General features: G+C 60.6%; 11 protein-coding genes. 2 read left to right on the forward strand and 9 right to left on the reverse strand.

Features of this window, described 5'->3' with window-relative positions; genetic code table 11:
* Window positions 1-106: 106 nt before the first annotated feature.
* The 5 genes from ACOYXE_RS18775 to ACOYXE_RS18795 form a co-directional block, all read right to left on the reverse strand.
* Window positions 107-2,065, reverse strand: a complete 1,959-nt coding sequence (locus ACOYXE_RS18775) for a DUF1302 domain-containing protein (protein WP_460926412.1) — start codon at window positions 2,063-2,065, stop codon at window positions 107-109.
* A gap of 47 nt (window positions 2,066-2,112) precedes the next feature.
* Window positions 2,113-3,402 (reverse strand): phospholipase, encoded by a 1,290-nt coding sequence (locus ACOYXE_RS18780; RefSeq protein ID WP_460926413.1) that lies wholly within the window; start codon window positions 3,400-3,402, stop codon window positions 2,113-2,115.
* Window positions 3,403-3,643: 241 nt separating this feature from the next.
* Window positions 3,644-5,212, reverse strand: a complete 1,569-nt coding sequence (locus tag ACOYXE_RS18785) for an FGGY-family carbohydrate kinase (protein WP_460926414.1) — start codon at window positions 5,210-5,212, stop codon at window positions 3,644-3,646.
* Window positions 5,213-5,232: 20 nt separating this feature from the next.
* Window positions 5,233-6,825 carry a glycerol-3-phosphate dehydrogenase/oxidase gene (locus ACOYXE_RS18790; RefSeq protein ID WP_460926415.1) on the reverse strand — a complete coding sequence of 531 codons (1,593 nt, stop codon included), beginning with the start codon at window positions 6,823-6,825 and terminating at the stop codon, window positions 5,233-5,235.
* Window positions 6,826-6,830: 5 nt separating this feature from the next.
* Window positions 6,831-8,426 carry an FAD-binding oxidoreductase gene (locus tag ACOYXE_RS18795; RefSeq protein ID WP_460926416.1) on the reverse strand — a complete coding sequence of 532 codons (1,596 nt, stop codon included), beginning with the start codon at window positions 8,424-8,426 and terminating at the stop codon, window positions 6,831-6,833.
* 211 nt (window positions 8,427-8,637) lie between these two features.
* On the opposite strand from ACOYXE_RS18795, the gene gliR reads away from it, so the two are divergent.
* Both gliR and ACOYXE_RS18805 read left to right on the forward strand, forming a co-directional pair.
* Complete coding sequence (gene gliR, locus ACOYXE_RS18800) at window positions 8,638-9,654, forward strand: AraC family transcriptional regulator GliR (protein WP_160055631.1); 1,017 nt, start codon at window positions 8,638-8,640, stop codon at window positions 9,652-9,654.
* A gap of 480 nt (window positions 9,655-10,134) precedes the next feature.
* The gene (locus ACOYXE_RS18805) at window positions 10,135-10,500 is read left to right on the forward strand and encodes a DUF6124 family protein (RefSeq protein ID WP_099757938.1); all 366 of its coding nucleotides are present in this window, start codon (window positions 10,135-10,137) and stop codon (window positions 10,498-10,500) included.
* Between the two features lie 251 nt (window positions 10,501-10,751).
* On the opposite strand, the gene ACOYXE_RS18810 is transcribed toward ACOYXE_RS18805, so the two are convergent.
* From ACOYXE_RS18810 to ACOYXE_RS18825, 4 genes are all read right to left on the reverse strand, one after another.
* Window positions 10,752-11,120 carry a glyoxalase superfamily protein gene (locus ACOYXE_RS18810; protein ID WP_007911550.1) on the reverse strand — a complete coding sequence of 123 codons (369 nt, stop codon included), beginning with the start codon at window positions 11,118-11,120 and terminating at the stop codon, window positions 10,752-10,754.
* Window positions 11,121-11,238: 118 nt separating this feature from the next.
* Window positions 11,239-12,696: an N-acyl-D-amino-acid deacylase family protein gene (locus ACOYXE_RS18815; protein WP_460926417.1), complete on the reverse strand. Its 1,458-nt coding sequence runs from the start codon at window positions 12,694-12,696 to the stop codon at window positions 11,239-11,241.
* A gap of 1 nt (window position 12,697) precedes the next feature.
* Window positions 12,698-13,558 carry a MurR/RpiR family transcriptional regulator gene (locus ACOYXE_RS18820; protein ID WP_160055627.1) on the reverse strand — a complete coding sequence of 287 codons (861 nt, stop codon included), beginning with the start codon at window positions 13,556-13,558 and terminating at the stop codon, window positions 12,698-12,700.
* A gap of 16 nt (window positions 13,559-13,574) precedes the next feature.
* The gene (locus ACOYXE_RS18825; RefSeq protein WP_460926418.1) at window positions 13,575-14,924 is read right to left on the reverse strand and encodes a GntP family permease; all 1,350 of its coding nucleotides are present in this window, start codon (window positions 14,922-14,924) and stop codon (window positions 13,575-13,577) included.
* Window positions 14,925-15,342 lie beyond the last annotated feature (418 nt).

Raw genomic sequence — 15,342 nt, forward strand, 5'->3', positions numbered from 1 at the left:
TGAGCCTGCTCGCGATAGCGGTGTGTCAGACAACATCTACAGCGACTGAAAATCCGCTATCGCGAGCAGGCTCACTCCTACAGGGGGTGCGCCTGTGTTCTGGATATCAAAGGAAATACTTGAGGTTGAACCCGACGTTATCGCGGTCGCGAATGCCGTTGTTCTGCCCGCCGCCGTAGAACTCGGTGTACTGCAACTCGGCTTCAAGCTTGTTCTGGTAGTTGGCCTTGATCCCCAGCGTGTAGGCCTTGCGCCCTTCGATGGTGTTGCCGGCCTGATAGCTGTTGCCCTCGAAATCATCCTTGTAAACGATGTACGGCGAGACGTTGACCCCGGCGTACACGTCGTTCCAGGTGCCGTTGAGCATCGCCGTGTAGCTGTAGGAATTGCGGTTGACCTGATCGTCGCGATCACCGCCCGACACATAGGAATAGTTACCGGTGCCGGCGTAGAAGCGACGGCTGCCGTCATACGCGGTGTATTGCAGGCTGCTGCCGCGCAGGTGCTCGGAGGCCAGTTCGAAAATGCCGAACAGCGAGTCGAACGAAGCGGTCGGGCCGAAGTTGTAAATGGTCCCCAGCGAGGTGTTGAACGCTTCGACACGTTCGGCGTTATTGATCTCGCTGTTGAGATTGACCATCTGCCCGCCGACGTTGATCGACCGACCCGTCACCGCCACAGCTGCACCGTTGGCCAGGTCGCCAATCAAATCGTTAGTGGCCGCAACGCCAATCGGCAGATTCGGCCGGTAAGCAATTTCACCGAACACCGAGGCCTCGCCCAGCGTAGTGTTGAAGCTGAAGCCATACATGCGGATGTCTTCGGCATAACGCCGATGCGCCTGGATGTTGCCCATCACATCAGCCGTGGCCAGACCATTGGCCAGCGCCCCGGCCTGACTGCCCGCAACGCCGGACAACAGGTTGGTCAGGGCATCCATGTCGATGCCTTTGTAGCCGCCGAGATCGGCAGCGATGGTCGGCTCCTTGGCGTGATAATTGACCATGTACAAACCAAACTCGGTGCTATTGAGCTGTTCGGCGATGTAGCGAAAGGCAAAACCGAACTGCCCGTCGTTGCGCGCGTTGTAGTCCTTGCCGATGCTCGCCACTTTCAGCGTGTTGCCATAGGCCGGCGTCACGCCATTGGCGTACAGCCCGGTGCTTTGCAGGGCGGAGTTGAGCAACGGGTTGTTGCCCAGCGCGCTGTACAAACCGATGACGTTGCCAAACCCCGGAACCGGCGTGTCGAGCGCGGTGCCGCTGAAGTTGTTGTAACCGGTGTTGCCGCCGTCGGCGAACAGGTCGGTCTGCGAGTAGAAGGTGCCGACCGGGTCGATGCGGGTTTCCTTCCAGTTGGTCTGGTAGAAACTCTCCATGGTCAGCGAATCGGTCAGGCCGACGTTGAAGCTCAGCGCCTCCACTGGCACCAACACTTCCTTCACTTCGGCGCCGGGCAAACGGTACTTGGCAGCGTCCACCGGGTTGGTGGTGTTGATCCCGCCGCGATAGAAAATCCCCTCGCCCCAGTTGAACACCTGACGACCGACGCGCGCCGTCACTGGCATCTGCAAGACGTCCCAACTGCCATGCACATAGGCATCGAGCATCTCGATGCGGCTGCCGGCGATGTCGCGGGTCTGGCTGGTGAAATGGTTATCCTGCGGGTAGCTCTGGCTCGGTTGCGACGGGCTGTTGTTGTCGTAGTAGTCGTTGCGCTTGTCCATCAGTTGCGTGTCGTAAAACGCGGTGCCGCGCACAAACAAACCGTAATTCTGATAGTTGGCTTCAAGCTCGGAGGTGATCTTGTACACCTCGGAAACCAGCCCGGTGTCGAAGTTGCGATTGCCGTCGTTGGTGTTGACGTCATCGTTAGTCTTGTCGCGGCTCTGCACCCGCCACAAACGACCGTAAGACAAGGTCGTGTCGAGGGAGCCAGTGACCTGTTTGTCCATGAAGCTGAACTCCACCGCGTGCGCCGCATCGACTGCGCACAGTTGCAGCAACCCGGCCAGGCCGACTCCGGGGAGCGCCGCGCCCGTCAGGCGCAATCGAGTGTTGATCATCTGTTCCTCCTTCCCTGTTTTTTATTGTTTTGGTGTGCGTTGCCGCGCTACGGCGCCAATCCGGCGCTGACGTAAATCCGGCTGTGCGCGCCGAAATGCCCGAGCAACTTGAACAGCTGCTGGTTGAGTGCCGGGTGGTCGAAGTCTTCTCGTTGCAGTTGATTGCCGCTGCTGAAATCACTGCTGACGGGCGCCGTTTCCAGCCACTGCCCGATGGCCTCGTCGAAGACTGCGGAGTCGTTGACGGACTCGGCGCTGACCACTTCGCGCAGGTAGTCGACCGAGTACGGCGGGTAGCTTTTGTCCTGAGCCACATCGGCGTAAGCCGCGAGCATCGGATGCGGCTGACCGGCGCGCAGCACGCGGCGCAGCCAAGTGGATTGGTACTTCTCCACTTCCATGTGCCGGGTGGCGACGCGCTCGATGGAGGCTTGTTTATCCTCAGCGAAACCGGCGATTGCCTTGCCTTCCAGTAACAAAAGACTGGCGAGGTCGACGCCGGGCAACGGCTTGGCGTGATACGGCTGAGTCAGGTCCTGAATGTGGTGCAGGCCCCAGCCGAGAAAGCGATAACCCCAATACGGATGACCGCTGGCAAACGCCAGTCGCGCCAGGCCCATGTACTGATACGCGCGCCAGTCCGGCCAACTGCGCTCGAGGAACCCGGCAACGGCGTACACCACCGCGCTTTCATGGAAGAAGCCCATGTGGAACGGCGCCTGCGAGCTGTACTGGAAGCGCGCATCGCCGAACGGTTGCGAGCCGAAACCGTAGATCGCGCCGACGTTGCCGGGGTTGTCGCTGAACAGATTGATGTCGTGACCGTAATCCGGTTCGTCGGCGGCACTGGCGAGTATGGCCAGCGGGGCGACTTTTTCATGATCGGCGACCACGATGAAGCGTTGGCGATTCCACGGCGAAAGGGTTTGCTCGACCATGACCTGATTGGCCTGCAAATGCTCACGTTCGGGCAGGTCTTTGCCGGTCAATGGCTGGATGACCATCGCCAGATGAATCTCGGGATTGATGCGCAACGCCGTGAGGAAATCGTGGCGCAGATTGTCACTGGGTACCGCTGGCAATTTCAGATTGTCGGGGCGTGGCGGGTATTGAGCGAAGTGCTCGCGGGCGAAGCTTTCCTGTTGCTCCAACAGCGCCAGCACGGCCGGATATTGCTCGTTGAGAAAACGCTCCAGTGGTTCGACTTCAACCTGCGGTGCATCCCGCAACGCCGGCAAATCCTGCAACGCCAGATAGCTGCCCACCGTATGGTTCGACCAGCCCCAGGCATTCGGGGCCGTTGCACAAAGCAGCAACAGGAGGGAAGTCAGTTTCATTGCTTCTGGTTCTTATTGGCGGTGCCGTGGGGGATGAGCCTAACAACCGCCCCCGCCGCTGACACTGTCCGATCTCACCAGAAAAAGTCTCCGATGGCGCCAATTACCCGATATCAAAAACACCACCGCCCCCTGTAGGAGTGAGCCTGCTCGCGATAGCGGTGTGTCAGTCAAATAGATGTTGGCTGACACACCGCTATCGCGAGCAGGCTCACTCCTACAGGGGATTGGTGGTGTTCTTTCAGGCGGGGTAACCGGTGATTTTGCGGATGCTCTGATACAGCGGTTTGAGTTGCCGATACATGCGCAGATAGACCTCTTTGTACAGCTGCTCGTAGATTTTTTGCGCATCGGGCTGTGGGGTGAAAACCGCACCCACCCGCGTCATCGCCGCAATCGCCGTGGGAAAATCCGCATGCAATCCCAACCCCACCGCACAACAAATCGCCGCGCCCAGACCGGACGCCTCATACACATGCGGACGCTCCGCCGGCAGGCCGAAAATATTCGCCGTGAGCTGCATCGCCGCATCACTCTGCGAGCCGCCACCGGCCACGCGCAACCGCTTGATCGAGACCTTCGAACGCCGCTCGATGTTCTCCATGCCCTGACGCAACGCATACGCCAGTCCCTCAAGAATCGCCCGGTAAATATGCGCACGGGTGTGCACATCGCCGAAGCCGATCATCGAGCCTTTCGCCTCGACACCCGGCTCACGAATCCCCGGCGACCAGTACGGTTGCAACATCAGGCCCATCGACCCCGGCGGCACCGCCTCAACCAGTGCATCGAACAACTGCTCAGGCTCGATACCCTGCTCTTTGGCCTGCTGCATCTCGCGCAAACCGAACTCGTTCTTGAACCAACTGACCATCCAGTAACCGCGATAAATCATCACCTCGCAGTTGTACTGATCGGGCACCGCAGACGGGTACGGCGGGATCAACGGGACGATTTCCAGATAGCGCGAGCGGGTGCTGGTAATCGTCGCCGTGGTGCCGTAGGACAGGCACACCGTGCTCGCATCGACCACGCCGGAACCGACCACTTCGCAGGCCTTGTCGGCGCCTGCAGCAATCAGCGGCAAACCTTCGGGAATACCGGTGTGGCGAGCGGCTTCAGCGGTGATGTAGCCAAGGGTTTCACCGGGTTTGTGCAGGCTCGGCAATTGCTCGGGGCGCACCGCCAGCGCCTGCCATTTCCAGTCACTCGGCGCGGCCCATTTCAGCCGTTTGAAGTCGAACGGCAGATAGCCGACGCAGCAGCCTACGGAGTCGACAAAACGCCCGCACAGGCGATGGGTGAGAAAACCGGACAGCAGCAAAAACTTGTCTGTTGCCGCCCAGACTTCCGGCTGATGCTGAGCGATCCAGTTCGCCTCAGCCTGAGCACGAAAATAATCCACAGTCGCCTGGGCGCCGACCAGTTTGAACAGCCAGCCCCACGGCCCTTTGATCCCGCCTTCGACTTCGCTCTGGCGTTGATCAAGCCAGAGAATCGCCGGGCGCAACGGTTTACCCTCGGCATCAACATTGATTACCGTGCCGCGCTGCGTGGTCAGGGAAACGCCGGCAATCTGCGAGCGATCAATCCCCGTTTGCTGCCAGACCTGCTGACACGCCTCGCCGAGTTTCGCCCAGTAATACTCAGGATCCTGCTCGGCCCAGCCCGGTTGCGTCGAGTAATACGCCTGCAATTCAACCTTGCCTTTGCCAAGCAGATTGCCCTGCAAATCGAAGAGCAGCGCACGCACGCTCTGGGTGCCGTTATCGATGGCCAGCAGGTAACGCTTGTTCGGGTGGTTGTCCATGGAGCTCTCTTCAAGGGGCATCAAGGCGTGGCATCCGGCAAACCGTGATGGCGTTGCCACAACGCCTGATAACGCTGTTCTTCCTGCTGCCAGTGTTCGTCGCTCCAGGCCAGTCGCGGCTGGCAGAGATGGCGGATGGCAGCAAAATACGCTTCGCCACCGCGCTGCAACAGCAGACCGATACGCGTGCGGCGCAGGAGCAGATCGTCGAGGTGCAGAACCATTTCCGACTCACAGGCGAAAGCCAGTTCGGCCCACAGCGTATCTGTAGCGCCGACCGTGTCATGGCCGATCTCCCTGAGCAGTTGCGCCAGCCTTGGCAAGTCGCGCCCATGTCGCCCGGCGAGACGTCGCCATTGATGGCTGCTCAGCGCCGGGATCGGCAGCGCAGGCACAGCGGCAAACACTGGCGCGGCGTCATCGACGAAAGGACGGTCCAGCATGCTCGCGCAGGCCTTGAGCACTTCGATGGCTTGCGGGCGAAACGTGGTCAGTTTGCCGCCGGCCAAAGTCACGCAACCGGGCTCCCGCCACAGCACATGCTCGCGGGTTTCGTTCGACGGTTTGTCGTGATGCGCACCTGCGCTGCCCACCACCGGACGCACGCCGGACCAGGTCGACAGCACATCATTCGCCGTCACTTCTGCGCCGGGAAATTGTTGCGTGCAGGCGGCCAGCAGATAGTCGAGTTCTTCGTTAGAGATGCTCGCGCTCTGATCCAGATCCTCGCGATGATCGAGGTCCGTAGTGCCGACCACTGTCGCGCCTTCCCACGGGAAAACGAACACCGGACGCCGGTCGCGCTCATGCATAAAAGTGAAGGCCTGCGCCACCGACAAACGCCAACCCGGCAGCAATAAATGACTGCCGCGCAACGGTCGCAATTGCCGTGGTGCCTCAGTCGGCCGCAAGCGCTCAGCCCAAGCGCCAGTTGCCACAGCAAGCACGCCACAGCGCAATTGCAGGGCTGTGCCAGCCTCGCAATCCTCGACCTGAACGCCGCACACTCGCCCGTTTTCACGCAGCAAATGTTCGACGCGCACGCCATTAACCACGACAGCACCATCGGCGCGAGCTTCGCTCAACACGCGCATCACCAGCCGCGCATCATCGGTCAGCGCATCGACAAAACAGGTGCCACCGAGCAAGTCGTTTTCCTTCACCCCCGGCGCCAGATAACGCAGCTGTTGCGCATCATGAAAGCGATGGCTGCGACGCCCGGCCAGAGCGTCGTAAACGCTCAGCAAACCACCCAACACCCGAGGCCCGGGAAAGCCGCCGCGATAGTGCGGCATCATGAAACTCATCGGCTCGACCAGCCCCGGCGCTTCGTCGAGCAGACGCTGACGTTCGCGCACCGAATCACGGGTCAGGCGCCATTGCCCTTTGGCGATGTAACGCAAACCGCCGTGGACCATTTTCGATGATCGACTGGAGGTGCCCCAGGCGAAATCGCGTTGTTCCAGCAGCAGGCAACGCCAACCTCGACGAGCGGCTTCCCGCAGGATGCCGGCGCCGCTGATGCCGCCGCCGATGACGATCAGATCCCAGGTTTCCTCGGCCAGCGTCGGCAGAATCTGCTGGCGCCACGCGGTGTTCCAGTCCTGACTCATGGCCGTCACTCCGGCAGCAGTGTGCCGGGGTTGAGGCGCCCGGCCGGATCGAAGTGTTTGCTCAGCGCCTGCAAGGTATCCATCGCCAGTGCGCCCTTCTCGCGCAACAGGTACGGCGCGTGATCCTTGCCGACGCCGTGCTGATGGCTGATGGTGCCGTGGTTGTCGACGATGGTCTGGCTGGCCGCGTGTTTGAGCGCTTTCCAGCGCGCCAGCGTCGCCGGGTAATCCGCCGCCGGGCGAAACACGTAAGTGGTGTAGATGCTCGAACCTTCGCCGTAGACGTGGGACAAGTGGGTGAATACATGCACGCGCTCGCCTTCGGCGGCCAAGGCCTCGCGCAGGCTGTTTTCGATAAGGTTGAGCAGGTTGTCGACGTTACTCCAGTCGGTGGCGGTTTCGAGGGTGTCGACCACGTAACCGGCGTTCCACAGGTTCTCGCGCAGGTAAGGGAAACGGAAGCGGTTCTGCGCCCATTTCTTGCCGAGCAAGGTGCCGGTGAATACGCCGCCGTAGGCCTTGAGGTGTTGTCGCGCCTGTTTCAGCGAAAGCGCGTTTTGCCGACGATTGCCGGTTACGCCGAAAGTCAGCAGGCATTTTCCCGCACCCGCTCCACGCAGATTCAGGTACTTTTCCAGCCAGGCGATTTGCTGTGGATGACCGGCCAGTGCCAGTTGCGTTTCGGTTTCCACGGCGTTGGACAGGCGCAGCATCGACAGCGGCACGCGCGCCTGGGCTAATTGGCGGATGGCGCTGAGTGCCTGCGGCCAATCGGGTAGAAACACACCGTAGAAACGCTCATCGGCCGGCAGCGCGCTGACCCGCACCTTGACCTCGGAAATGATCCCGAAACGGCCCTCGCAACCGAGCACCACTTCGCGCAGATCAGGTCCCGCAGCCGACGCAGGGAAGGTTGTAATGTGCATCGGCCCGGCGAACGTTTCCAAAGTGCCGCCAGCAAATAACTGCTCTATCCGGCCATAGCGCAACGACTGCTGACCGCTGGAACGGCTGGCCACCCAACCGCCCAGCGTCGACAACTCCCAAGACTGCGGGAAATGCCCCAGCGTGTAGCCCCGCGCACGCAACTGACTTTCCACCTGCGGCCCACTCGCACCGGGACCAAACGTCGCCAGCAGGCTCTGTTCGTCGAGGTCGATCAGGCGATTCATCCGCGCCAGCGACACCGTCACCACTGGCCGCGCCGAATCCGGTGGATTGATGTGGCCGGCCACCGATGTGCCGCCGCCATAGGGGATCAGGCACAAGTCCTGTTCGTGAGCCAGCGCCAGCAATTGGCGGATATGCTCGGCAGTCTCGGGGAACGCCACCGCATCGGGATAATTGCCCAAAGCACCTTCGCGCAACGCCAGCCAGTCCGGCAGGCTCTGGCCTCGGGCATGCAGCAAGCAGTCATGGACATCGACGCTGTACAACGTGTGCGCCGGTAACCGCGAGGCCGGCACCCGGGCCAATGCAGCTTCAAGCGTGGCATCGGGCAGCGCGCGCCCCTCGCCCAGGCGTTCATGAAGAAACTCCGCGCCCTGGGCCGGCAGTTCGACCACCGTGGTTGCATCTCCCCAGCCGTTCCAGCGTCGCATGCGTGTGTCCTTTTTTGCCGTCGAATCAGTGATATTTCAGGCCCCCATACTAGCCAGCGGCTGCAAAGTGTCACGGTCGCATCCGGCCAGTTCGTGTAGCCAATTGAGTCAAACGTCGCGCAAGCGTCAGCCATTTACTTTAGCCGGGGTTTCAAATTACCTTTCAGGCTATTCGTCCGCCTCCGCTGCCGTTGATCAAAGGAATGGGTTCATGCAATCGCTCGGCTTCACCTCGGTTCCGCCGCTGCTCAAGTACCTGCGCCATGCTGAACAACTGGGCATGGCGATTGAACCTGCGTTGGCGGCGGCGGGTTTGCAGGCGCAGCAGTTGAGCGACAACACCCTGCGTTTGCCCGGTGAGGCGCATGAACGGCTGTTGGATTATTTCTGCGAGCACTCGGGCGATCCATTGTTCGGGCTCAACGCGGCGAACTTCGTCCTGCCCAATTCGTGGAGCGTGCTCGGTTACATCACCATGAACTGTGCGACGCTCGGTGATGCGATGAGCCGGATCATGCCGTTCGAGAAACTGGTGGGGGACATGGGCGTCAGCCGCGCCGAGGTGCAGGACGGCCACGTGCACCTGATCTGGACTTGCCGTTATCAGCGCCCGCGAATCCGCCGGCATCTGGTGGAAAACGTCCTCGGCTCATGGCTGCACTATGCACGCTGGATCGCCGACACGCAGATGTCGCCGGCCGGGGTCTGGCTCGAACATTCGTGCCCGGCCGAGGTGACGCCAGCGCAGTACGAAGCGTTTTTCGATTGCCCGGTGCTGTTTGATCAGCCGTATTCGGCGCTGGTCGTGCCGCTGGCGTATTTGCAGCTGCCGTTGCGTCAGGCCGATGCGCAGTTGCTGCGCACGCTGGAAGAACATGCGTTGGGATTGATGGCGACGCTGGAGGATGCGTCGCTGGAGCAGCAGGTGAAGAACATCCTGCGGCAGTTGCTCAAGGAAGGTCTGCCGCGCAAGGAGCAGGTCGCCGAACAGCTCGCTGTTTCAGTGCGTACGCTGCAGCGGCAATTGCATCAGGCGGGGACGTCGTATCAGCAGATTCTCGATGATTTGCGCCAGGAGCTGGCTGAGCATTATTTGCTCAACAGCGCGCTGCCGATTCAGGACATTGCGCAGTATCTGGGGTTTACCGAACCGCGCTCGTTTCACCGCACTTTCAAGAGTCGGCGAGGGATGCCACCGGGGGAGTTTCGGCAGATGCATCGGGGGTGATTGCACGGGCCTCATCGCGAGCAGGCTCACTCCTACAGAAGTTTGTGTCGGACACATAATCTGCGTTCACTGAAGATCCATTGTAGGAGTGAGCCTGCTCGCGATGAGGCCAGCCGCCACAACACAATAAACACTTTCAAAGATGATGTTTAAGGACACTCAGCGTTACGCGAAACAGCCCACAAATCCTTGCGCCGTAACCTACGCCTAAGCCAGAATCCGCCGGCTTGTGCGCCCTGAGCATGCTGCGTAACTTGATTGCGTCACTGATTCCCAGTGATCGGGTTTAGTAGCCCGGAGGTAATTCTGCTGGTCGTACATTCATCACAGGTACTCGCGTACCTGAGCTTGATGGTGGCTGTACGCAGGGCGCTTCGGCGCGCCGGCTTAGCTGAGTTCCCCGGTCTACTAACCTGCGTACAGCTGCCACCCTTTCGTTTAGTAGCCAAAGGGTTGCCGCTCAACAAAGGGAACACAGCTATGTTCAAGATAACGCCAAACCCGCCGGTCACTGACCCGGCCTCCCCCTACGAATCCGCTGATTCGAAGAAATTCCACGAAGCCGCCGAACGCGCCCTCGATCACTACCTCGGTCCGACGAACGCCGACCTCATGGCAACGCCCTACTCGCCCAACACGCTGTACATGGCCAACCCCGAGGCAGGCACCGAATCCCTGCTGGCCGACGCCAGCGAAACTCTTGGCTCGGCGACCGTCATGCTCAACAACCATGCCGCGCAGGTTGAAGGCACTCACCGCAAAACCCTGCAGGGCATCGCGCAAGTGGTGATGGTGGCGGAAATGGCCGTCAATCGCGTGTTGGACAGGTTAGTGCCGACCGAGTAACGAAAAAGCCCGCTGCCCGACTGTGATGGTCAGGTGGCGGGCTTCTTTTTGCGGTGTGCCATTTCCCCCTCACCCCAGCCCTCTCCCGAGGGAGAGGGGGCCGACCGGGGGATGTTCACTAGATACACCGACCTGAGAGTGCTGCTGTGAATCCATAATCGACTCGGTCTTTCAGGTCGATGTACAGCGCCAGACAACTCGTTCAGTCCCCTCTCCCTCCGGGAGAGGGCTAGGGTGAGGGGCTTTTCAGCTCAGAGACAAATCGCGTTGGTAAACACCAGCCGATTACCAAACGGATCAACAATCGTCATGTCCTGACTCCCCCACGGCATCGCCTGAATACCCGGGTGCGAAAACTTGTAATCCTTGGCCACCAACTGCTGCTGAAACGCCTCCAGCTCATCCGTCTCGATACGCAGCGCCGAACCCGGGCACGCATCGCCATGATGCTCGGACAAATGCAACACACATTCGCCACGCGACACCTGCAGATACAACGGAAAATTCGCCTCGAAGCGATGCTGCCAGTCGATCTTGAAACCGAGGAAGTCGACGTAAAACTCGACAGCTTTGGCTTCATCGAAGATCCGCAGGATCGGGGTGGTTTTGCCGAAGCTCATGGGGTGCTCCCTGACTGATTGGCCCCACAGTGTAGACGGGGTGGATGTCAGCAATTCGGCCTGTTGATGACTTTCTTTAGTCGCAATGTGCCATCACTGTGATCCAGTCCGCGAAACCTCAGTGAAAGTTGTCGCGCAGATCACCCTGTCGAGCGAGAAACCGCCCTTCCCTGCGACCATTCGCCTGTCCATCGCGGTAACTCAACACGCCATTGATCCAAACCACATCAATCCCCTGCGCAGCCCGTTGTGGATCATTGAAATCCGCGACATCACGCACCGTCGCCGGATCGAACAACACCAGATCCGCCCAATAACCTTCACGAATCTCACCGCGCTCTTTCAGCCCGAATCGCGCCGCCGACAAACCGGTCATCTTGTGTACGGCGGTGTGCAGCGGAAACAGCCCGACATCACGACTGAAATGTCCCAACACCCGTGGGAAAGCGCCCCACAGGCGTGGGTGCGGGAACGGGTCTTCCGGCAGTCCGTCAGAACCCACCATCGACAACGGATGGGCGAGGATTCTTCGTACATCCGCCTCGTCCATGCCGTAATACACCGCGCCTGCCGGTTGTAGGCGTTTCGCGGCATCGAGCAGCTTCAGATTCCATTCGGCAGCGATGTCGATCAGATCGCGACCGCTGACTTCCGGGTGCGGCGTCGACCAGGTGATGGTGATGCGATGAGCATCGGTGACTTGCTTCAAATCCAGCGTCGAAGAACTCGCCGCATACGGGTAGCAATCGCAGCCGACCGGGTGAGTTTTCGCTGCCTCTTCCAACGACGCGAGCAACTGCGGACTGCGCCCCCAGTTACCGACGCCGGCACATTTGAGGTGGGAAATAATCACTGGCGATTTCGCATGTCGACCGATCTGAAACGCCTCGTCCATCGCTTCCAGAACCGGGGCAAATTCGCTGCGCAAATGGGTGGTGTACACCGCGCCAAAGGCCGTGAGCTCTTCAGTCAGTTGCATCACCTCATCGGTGGAGGCGTTGTAGGCGCTCGCATACGCCAGACCTGTGGATAAACCCAATGCACCGGCCTCAAGGCTTTCGCGTAACTGCTCGCGCATCGCGGCGATTTCTTCTGGCGTCGCGGTACGGAACAAATCATCCAGATGATTGCTGCGCAGCGCCGTGTGGCCGATCAGTGCCGCCACGTTCAGCGTGGTATTGGCCGCTTCCACCGCCGCGCGGTAATCGCTGAAGCGCGGATAAACGAATGCCGCCGCTGTACCGAGCAGGTTCATCGGGTCGGGCGGATTGCCCTTCAATGTCACGGGCGAGGCGCTTATGCCGCAGTTGCCGACAATCACCGTGGTCACGCCCTGGCTGAGCTTGGGCAGCATCTCTGGCTGACGAATCACCACGGTGTCGTCATGGGTGTGTACATCGATAAAACCCGGCGCCAGCACACGGCCGGCCGCGTCGATTTCCTCGGTCGCCGTGGCATCGTGCAAGTCGCCGATACGCTCGATGCGGCCCTCGCGGATCGCCACGTCGGCCTTGTAGCCGGGCACGTTGCTGCCGTCGATGATCAGGGCATTGCGAATCAGGGTGTCGTACAGCATGTCAGTCTCCCAGCGGCAGGTGATCGTCGCCGCCACGGTATTCGTCGAGGGCGAGTTTGATCCGCCGCAGACGTTCTTGATTGTCTTCAGGACTGGCCAGCGCCAGCTCGGTCGCCAGCACATCGATGGCGAGCAGCATGCCGTAGCGGGCCGCCGTCGGTTTGTAGATGAACGAGGTTTCTGCGCCTTGCAGCGGCAGGACGATGTCGGCCAGTTCTGCCAGTGGCGAGTCGGCGCGGGTGATCGCCAGAATGCGCGCGCCGTAGTTGCGCGCCAGTTCCACGGTCTCCAGCAGCTCCGGGGTGATGCCGGTCAGCGAACAAACGATAAGCACTTGCTCGGCGTTCAGGCTGGCGGCGGTGACGCGCATCATCACCGCGTCATGGCACACCGCGATCGGATAGCCGAGGCGCACCAGGCGAACCTGCAATTCATCGCTGCACAGGGTCGAGCAACCGCCCAGGCCGAAGGCGTGAATCATTCGTGCCTGGCCGAGCATCTTCACCGCATCGGCAAAGCGTGACTCGTCGAATCCGGCCAGATGCTGGCGCAGCGTGGTTTCGATATCACCGACGATCTGCCCGTAAAACGCCGACTGTTCAGGCGTGCCCGCCGGGTCGAGGAAACGGCTGCCAACGCCGCTGGCCTGAGCCAGTTGCAGGCGCAGATCACGCAAGTCGCGGCAGCCTACGGTGCGGGCGAAACGCGACAGCGTGGCGGTGCTGACTTCGGCGCGTTGCGCGAGGTCTTCGAGGCTGGCGCTGGCGGCGAAACCAACGTCATCGAGCATCAAACGGGCGATGCGGCCTTCACCGGCGCTGAAGGAATCCTGACGGGCGCGGATCTGGTAGAGGATATCCATGGGCGGCGGGCTCCGGTTACAGCAGATAAGAAAGGCCGACGGTCAGGCCGAACGCGACTACCGAGATCAGCGTCTCGAGCACGGTCCAGGTCTTGAACGTCTGCGCGACCGTCATGTTGAAGTATTCCTTGATCAACCAGAAGCCGCCGTCGTTGACGTGGGAAAAGATAACCGAGCCCGCGCCGGTCGCCAGCACCAACAGCTCAGGGTGTGGATAACCCAGACCAATGGCCACTGGCGCGACCACGCCGGACGCGGTGGTCATGGCCACGGTTGCCGAACCGGTGGCGATACGCATCAGCGCGGCGAACAGCCAGCCCATGATCAGCGGCGACAGGTGGAATTCATGAGCGAGGCCGACGATCTGATCGGTGACGCCCGCGTCGACCAGAATGCGGTTCAAGCCACCACCGGCACCGACCAGCAAGGTGATACTGGCGGTCGGTGCCAGGCATTCGTTGGTGAATTTGAGGATCGATTCACGGTTGAAACCCTGGGCGATGCCCAACGTCCAGAAGCTCAACAAGGTCGCCAGCAACAGCGCAATCACCGAGTTACCGATGAACAACAGAAACTGGTTGAAGCTGCTGCCCGGGGTGGAAATCAGGTTGGCCCAGCCGCCGATCAGCATCAACACCACCGGCAACAGAATGGTCGCCATGGTGATGCCGAAACCCGGTAGTTTGTCGCGCGGTTCGCGGTCGAGAAATTGCTTTTCCAGCGGGTTATCGGCCGGCAAGTGAATGCGCGGCACGATGAATCTGGCGTACAGCGGCCCGGCAATGATCGCGGTGGGAATGCCGATGGCAATCGCGTACAGCAAGGTCTGCCCGACCGACGCCTGATAAGCCTGCACCGCGAGCATCGCCGCCGGATGCGGCGGCACCAGCGCATGCACCACCGACAGGCCGGCAACCATCGGCAAACCGACCATCAGAATCGACACGCCGACGCGCCGGGCCACGGTGAATGCGATCGGCACCAGCAAGACGAAACCGACCTCGAAGAACAGCGGCAGCCCGACCAGAAAAGCGATGCAGACCATCGCCCAGTGCGCGTTCTTCTCGCCAAACTTGTCGATCAGCGTGCGCGCCATCTGCTCGGCGCCGCCGGACTCGGCCATCATCTTGCCGAGCATTGTCCCGAGCGCGACCACCAGCGCGATATGCCCCAGCGTCTTGCCCACCCCGGCCTCATACGCCCCGACCACACCCGATGGCGGCATCCCGGCCACCAGCGCCAGGCCGATGGAAATCAGGGTGATGACGATGAACGGATTGAGCCGGTAACGGGCGATCAACACGATCAGCGCGATGATGGCGACGGCGGCGTAGACCAGCAGCCAATAGCCGAAGGAAGGCGTCATGCGGTACTCCTCGAAAGGGTCACGTTCGAATGGGTTGTGAAACTCATAAATCATTTCGAGATCGAGATTTCAAACCACATGAAAGTAATTTTCGTGGAGAGGCAAGGCGTGTCGCAGATGGATATGTCTTGTCGTGATTAATGAAAATCACGGGGCGGGATTTACATGGCTTTTCGGTGAACGAGAAATCAATGTGGGAGCGAGCCTGCTCGCGAAGGCGGCTTCACATTCAACATCTCTGCCGACTGATCCAGCGCTTTCGCGAGCAGGCTCGCTCCCACAGTTTTGATCGCATTCCTCCAGACAGAATGCGCAAACCCTGTGGGAGCTGGTGGACGACTCACACCATTTCGTTACGAATCCATTCAACCACCGACGTGCGCTTCGGTGCCCAGCCATGGACATGTTTTTCAAATCC

Source organism: Pseudomonas sp. MC6, from assembly GCF_054790575.1.